The sequence below is a fragment of the Rhodopseudomonas sp. BR0C11 genome (genome assembly GCF_010820945.1).
Taxonomy (GTDB): Bacteria; Pseudomonadota; Alphaproteobacteria; order Rhizobiales; family Xanthobacteraceae; genus Rhodopseudomonas; species Rhodopseudomonas palustris_H.
In genome coordinates this window covers 1-6,311 of the sequence record NZ_QTKI01000284.1, presented here as the reverse complement: position 1 = coordinate 6,311, position 6,311 = coordinate 1, and the positions used below count along the sequence as shown (strand labels likewise).

Annotated in this window: 4 protein-coding genes; 2 read left to right on the top strand and 2 right to left on the bottom strand. The window is 64.6% G+C overall.

Annotation, left to right across the window (positions count from 1 at the left end; genetic code table 11):
• Together DYI24_RS18840 and rpmB are read right to left on the bottom strand one after the other, a co-directional pair.
• The coding region (locus DYI24_RS18840; RefSeq protein WP_164573397.1) for a PAS domain S-box protein at window positions 1-2,512 on the bottom strand (2,512 nt) is incomplete at its 3' end.
• 321 nt (window positions 2,513-2,833) lie between these two features.
• Window positions 2,834-3,139, bottom strand: a complete 306-nt coding sequence (gene rpmB, locus DYI24_RS18835; protein ID WP_107342708.1) for a 50S ribosomal protein L28 — start codon at window positions 3,137-3,139, stop codon at window positions 2,834-2,836.
• 302 nt (window positions 3,140-3,441) lie between these two features.
• On the opposite strand from rpmB, the gene DYI24_RS18830 reads away from it, so the two are divergent.
• Both DYI24_RS18830 and DYI24_RS18825 read left to right on the top strand, forming a co-directional pair.
• Window positions 3,442-4,314, top strand: coding sequence for a DUF3108 domain-containing protein (locus DYI24_RS18830; RefSeq protein WP_164573396.1), 873 nt, complete (start codon window positions 3,442-3,444; stop codon window positions 4,312-4,314).
• Window positions 4,315-4,616: 302 nt separating this feature from the next.
• Window positions 4,617-6,311, top strand: a 1,695-nt coding sequence (locus tag DYI24_RS18825) for a helicase-related protein (RefSeq protein WP_205523589.1), incomplete at its 3' end; no start/stop codon positions are given.

The window sequence follows — 6,311 nt, the reverse complement described above, 5'->3', positions numbered from 1 at the left end:
TCACGTAGTCGCCCGGTGCCAGATCACCAAACCGCTTGCCGAGATCCGGATCGACTACGACGTTGCTGGTCTCGATCGTGAGCTTGCCGCCCTTCGGCATCGCGTCGCGTGCGTTCACCGCGAGATTGACCAGCGCCGATTCAAGCTGGCCGCGGTCGACATAGATCGACCACGTATCTGGCGCGAGCACGGTCTCGACTTCGATCGGCTCGCCGAGCGTCGGCCGCAGCAGGCTCTGCAAGCCCGACAGCAGCGCGTTGACCTCGGTCTCGTCGGGCCGCAGCGGCTGTTTACGCGCAAAGGCGAGCAGCAGCCGGGTCAGCTCCGAACCCCGGTCGGCGGCTTCGCTGATCAGTTTAGCAATGGCCGCTAGATGCGGCTGGTCGGCAACACCGTCGCTGATGATGTCGATGGTGCCAGTGATCACCGTCAGCATGTTGTTGAAGTCGTGGGCGATGCCGCCGGTCAGTTGCCCGATCGACTCCATCTTTTGCGATTGCCGCAGCTGCTCTTCGAACGCGATCTTCTCGGTCAGGTCGCGCATGAAGACGTTGACGACGAACCGCCCCTCGACCGGCAGCGCCGTCATCGACACTTCGAGCGCGATCGGCGAGCCGTCACGCCGGACAGCTTCGATCTCGATGCGATGGCCCTGAATCACGCTCATGTCATGTTCGATCGCTTCGATAAAGCGTCGATAACCGGTCTTGATTTCTCGGGTTTGATCCGGCGGGAGCGCCAGCTCGCCGAAATCCTGACCGATCGCTTCTTCGCGGCTCCAGCCCAGCATCGACTCGGCGTGCGGGCTCCAATCGGTGATCCGCCCCTGCGCGTCGAGCTGCACGAACGCGTCGAGCGCCGTATCGATGATCGCGCGCGACATCTGCTCGCTGCGACGAAGCGCGTCCTCGGCCTTCTTGGTCTTCGTAATGTCGTGGTAAACCATCACGGCGCCCTGAATCTCGCCGGTTTCATTCCGCAACGGGCGGCCGTTCGCGATCAGATAGGAACGGCGCGTCGAGCCGATCGGCTGCACCGCGAACTCGAAATTGATGATAGTCTCGCCGCGAAAGGCGCGGAGCAGCGGCGACTGATCCTGTGCCATCGGATTGCCGTCCGCATCGAACCGGTCGAACGATCGGGTGGTGTTGAGCATGCCGACGCCAGACAGCTGGCCGAAGGTTTCCCGAGCGGCCGGATTGGTGAGAATCACCATGCCATTGGCGTCGGCGACCAGCACCGGATCGACCATGTTGTCGATGGTGTTCTGCAGCACTTCGGCGATTCGCGAGCGCTGCTCGACCTCGGAGGCCAACGCCTCCGCCTTGCGCTGGGACTCTGAAGCCATCCGCGTAAAAGCGTCGGCCAGCATGTTGATCTCGTGGCCACCGCCGGTTTTCACCTTGACCGGCACACCGCTCGATGAGAACGCCACGATCGAATTGGTGATGCGCACGAGCGGACGGGTGAGCGAGCGCGCCAGCGGAAACGCCATCAGCATCGCCACCAGGATCGCCACCGTGCCGCCCAGGATGGTGGAATTCCGCACCGCCGTTTGCACCGACGTCAACGACACGTAGGGCCGCATTTCCACCACCGCGAGCCTCGGTCCGTTCGGCAACTCGGCCCAATCCCACCCGGCGCCGAACCGATCGCCGGCGCTGTCGGCGACCAGTGTAGGGGTATCGCCACCCTTGCGGAGCAGCAGCAGTTCGGACATGCGCGGGAAGTCGTCCTGGATGCGGCTCGGCTTGCCGAGGTCGAAGCCGAACTCACGCGACCGGTCGGGATGCAGCAAGTAGTCGCCATCGGCGTTGACGACGTAGATGATGCTGCTGCCGTCGGAGCTCTCGCGGATCCGCTCGAGCGTCCCGCTCAGATCCGTATTGATGACGAGGAGACCGAGCCGCGTGCCATCGGCCCCGTCGATCGGCGCCATGGTCCGCACCGTCGGCACATAGGGTGTCTCGAGCCCGGTCGCAGTCTTGTTCAGCTCGACCTTCGACATCGCCACCCGGTTGGGCGGCAACGCCATGCCTTCCTTGACGTACGTGCGATCGCCGCGGCGGGTCAGCTCGGACTGCGGCACAGCCCGAATGCTGCCGTTTGGACCGAGCCGATCGACCCGCACCAGTTCGCGGCCGCCGTCCTCCGGGCCGATCACGCGCAGAATTGCACAGCTCGGCTTTGCCACCAGCTCGGCGATGAAACGGGCTTCGATCCGCTTACGCCAGTTCGCCGGCTCCTCGCCGGTGGTTTGCAGGCTGTCACGCCGGGCTGTGAGCAGGTCGCGCAATGCCGCGGAGGATTGCGCCCCGACTGCGTCGGCGTGCGTATTCTGCAGTGAGGTCTCGATCAGCAGCGCGTTGAGCTGAGCGTGGGTGTGAAGCCGCATCAGCGCCCGCGGCATCACCAGATCGACGACGTTCTGGTAATTGAGAAATCCGAGCACCGCGGTGGTCACCAAAACCAGCGCTACCATGGCGAGGGTCAGCCGGGTCGACAGTTTCATGAAGGCCCCTGCGATGGCGACCGCACCGGCGCGCATGGAAGAGCGACGGCGGCGGCTTATGCTGCGGTATGCGCTCGAATGGGCGATCAGACCGACGTGAAGAAGTTGTGCGATCGGCCGATCGCTCCGTCACCTCGGGAAAGTACGTGATTCGAACGAAGGTATATTCCTGGTAGTGATACCGGGAGGTCGCACGTTCGATTGCGGCTCCTGCTTGGCGAGCCGCCAACTCGGCAGCTAGCACGCACGCACGACAAAACGGCCGGGTCGAACGACCCGGCCGCCGAAATCTCAATCAGGCCTGAACTGGCGAAGCGGCGATCAGCTCGCCGCGGCAACCGGCGCGCCAGCCGTCTTCTTGGCGATCGCGCGCTTCAGCTCCACCGCCTTCGGCGACAGCTCGGCGTCGCGAGCCTTGAGCAGGTAGGCGTCGAGGCCACCGCGGTGGTCGACGCTCTTCAGCGCGTTGGTCGAAACGCGCAGCCGCACCGCGCGGCCGAGCGCATCCGACAGGAAAGTGACGTTGACCAGGTTGGGCAGGAAACGCCGCTTGGTCTTGATGTTCGAATGGCTGACCTTGTGGCCGACCTGGGCACCCTTGGCGGTCAGTTCGCAGCGCCGAGACATGGCGAAAATCCTCTGTCATCCCCCGCCGGCCCACCAGCAGGCGCGGGGCTTCATCATTCGTCCGTTTTCAGGAACCGCGGACCTATAAAAGGGCTGGCGCGCAGCGTCAAGCGACGGCTGCGCCGGAACCCGAAAATGCCGAATCGGGAACTGCCGTTAGGTGCCCGGCGATACGCGGATTTGCGGGCACCATCAAGCATCTGGCACCATATAAAGGACGTAATCGGTTCCGACACCAACAAATCGGCCCGGTGCGAGTTGACCCATCGACGGCGCCCTCCGCGCCAGGCAGGACATCGTTCGTGAACATCAGCAGCCGCCACATTGCCACTGTCATTCCCGCGGCGACCCGGTACGCGGGTCTGGGCGGGCTGCTGGCTGCCGCCGCGGTGCTGACGGCTGTTCCTGCGGCTGCTCAGGGCAAGCTCGACGCCCGCTATGAAGCCTCCCTCGCCGGGATCGAGGTCGGCAAGGGCGCGTGGGTGATCCAGGTCGACGACGATTTCTATTCGGCATCCGCGACCGGGACGACCTCCGGCGTGATGCAGGCGTTTTCCAGTGGCCACGGCCGCGGCGAAGCGCAGGGCCGAGTGATCAACGGCCAGCTGGTGCCGGGCAACTACATGGCCAGCATCACGGGCGGTAAGAAAACCGAAACCATCCGCATCACGCTCGCGAACGGCAGCGTCAAAGAGTCGAGCATCGAGCCCGAGCCGCCACCGGACGACGACCGCATCCCGGTGACGGACGCGCATCGCCGTGGTGTGATCGATCCGATGACGGCGTCGTTCCTGCGCGTGCCGGGCACCGGCGACGTGCTCAGCCCGGACTCCTGCCGGGTGTCGACGCCGATCTTCGACGGCCGCATGCGCTACGATCTGCGGATGGAGTACAAGCGCACCGAGACGGTGAAGGCCGAAAAAGGCTATCGTGGGCCGGCTCTGGTGTGCGCGGTGTATTTCAGCCCGGTGTCGGGCTACATCCCGGATCGTGCCGCGATCAAGTACCTGATCAAACAGCGCGACATGGAAGTCTGGCTGGCACCGATCGCCGACACCCGCGTGCTTGCGCCCTTTCGGCTGAAGATCCCGACGCCGGTCGGCAACGCGATGCTGGAAGCAACGCAATTCATCACCCAGGCCGCACCTCCGAAGTCGGCATCACGCGCGCAATAGAGCGCGGCCCCGCCTGCCGGTGATCGGCGGCGCTGAATCATGTTGACTCCCGTCGGAATCGCGGAACGCATGAACCGCGGCGAACTCACCCGGGCGAAGAGGATAATGGCCTGTCTTTTTACCTGATCTTGAGCGCGCCGCTGAGCCCTGTACGACATATTGCGTCAGCCACTCCCGACTCAGAACGAGTCAGCGATTCGGCCGCGTTTCGTTCCGGACTCGTTCCAGCCCTTAATCGGCGATTGCTGCGGCGTCGCGATGTGACACAGATCTGACCGCGACCACGCAGAAATCCACTCGAAATGCCCAACCTGTACTCTGAAGCGTTTACCAATGACCGCGTCCCCGGCGCCGGCGTGACCGCAGTGCTAGGCCCGACCAACACCGGCAAGACGCACCTGGCGATCGAGCGGATGGTCGCGCACCCGTCGGGCCTGATCGGTCTGCCGCTGCGGCTGCTCGCGCGCGAGGTCTATAACAAGATCGTCGACAAGGTCGGCGCCAACGCAGTCGCGCTGGTCACTGGCGAAGAGAAGATCAAACCCTCCAAGCCTCGCTACTGGGTCTCGACCGTCGAGGCGATGCCGCGCGATCTCGACGTCTCGTTTCTGGCGGTCGACGAAATCCAGATCGCGGCCGACCTCGAGCGCGGCCACGTCTTCACCGATCGTATTCTGCGCCGGCGCGGCCGCGACGAGACGCTGCTGCTCGGCGCCGCGACGATGCGGCCGATGATCGAGCGGCTGTTGCCCGGCGCCAGCATCGTCACCCGGCCGCGGCTGTCGCAGCTCGAATATGCCGGCGACCGCAAGCTGACCCGTCAGCCACGACGGACCGCGATCGTGGCGTTCTCGGCCGACGAGGTCTATGCGATCGCCGAATTGATCAAGCGCCAGCACGGCGGTGCCGCGGTGGTGCTGGGCTCGCTGAGCCCGCGCACCCGCAACGCCCAAGTGGCGATGTTTCAGTCCGGCGACGTAGATTACCTGATCGCCACAGATGCAATCGGCATGGGGCTCAACCTCGACGTCGACCACGTCGCGTTCGCGTCCGACCGCAAATTCGACGGCTATCAGTTTCGCCGCCTGACCCCGCCTGAATTCGCACAGATCGCCGGGCGCGCCGGCCGCGCCACCCGGGACGGCACCTTCGGCACCACCGGGCGCTGCGCGCCGTTCGAGCCCGAGCTGGTCAACGCGTTGCAAAACCACAGCTTTGAACCGGTGAAGATGCTGCAATGGCGCAACGCCGAGCTGGATTTCGCCTCGCTCGGCGCGCTGCAAGTGTCGCTGGCGGAGTCGCCCCGGCACGAGGCGCTGACGCGCGCCCCGGTCGCCGAGGATCTCCGCGTTCTCGACCACGTTGCCCGCGACCCCGAGGTGCGCGAAATCGCGCAGGGCAAAGCCGCGGTGGAGCGGCTATGGGATGTCTGTCAGGTCCCGGACTACCGTAAGATCGCACCAGCGGCTCATGCCGAGCTAGTGATCACGCTGTACCGGTTCTTGATGCAAAAGGGGCGGATACCGGATAGCTGGTTCGCTGCCCAGGTCGATCAGGCGGATCGCACCGACGGCGGTATCGACACGCTTTCCGCGAGAATTGCGCAAATCCGCACCTGGACCTTCGTCGCCAACCGACCGGATTGGCTCGCCGACCCCGAACACTGGCAGGGCATCTCGCGCGACGTTGAAAATAAATTGTCAGATGCGTTGCATGAACGGCTCACGGAACGTTTCGTCGATCGCCGGACCAGTGTATTGATGCGCCGCCTGCGGGAAAACACGATGTTGAATACGGAAATTGGCAAGACTGGTGAGGTGATCGTCGAGGGCCACGTGATTGGCCGGCTCGATGGCTTCACCTTTGCGCCCGACGCGGCCGAGGCCGGCTCGGATGCGAAGGCGTTGCAGGCGACGGCGCAAAAGGCGCTAGCCGGCGAAATCGACGCGCGCGCCGAGAAATTGTCGAACGCACCGGACGATCAGTTCATCCTGACC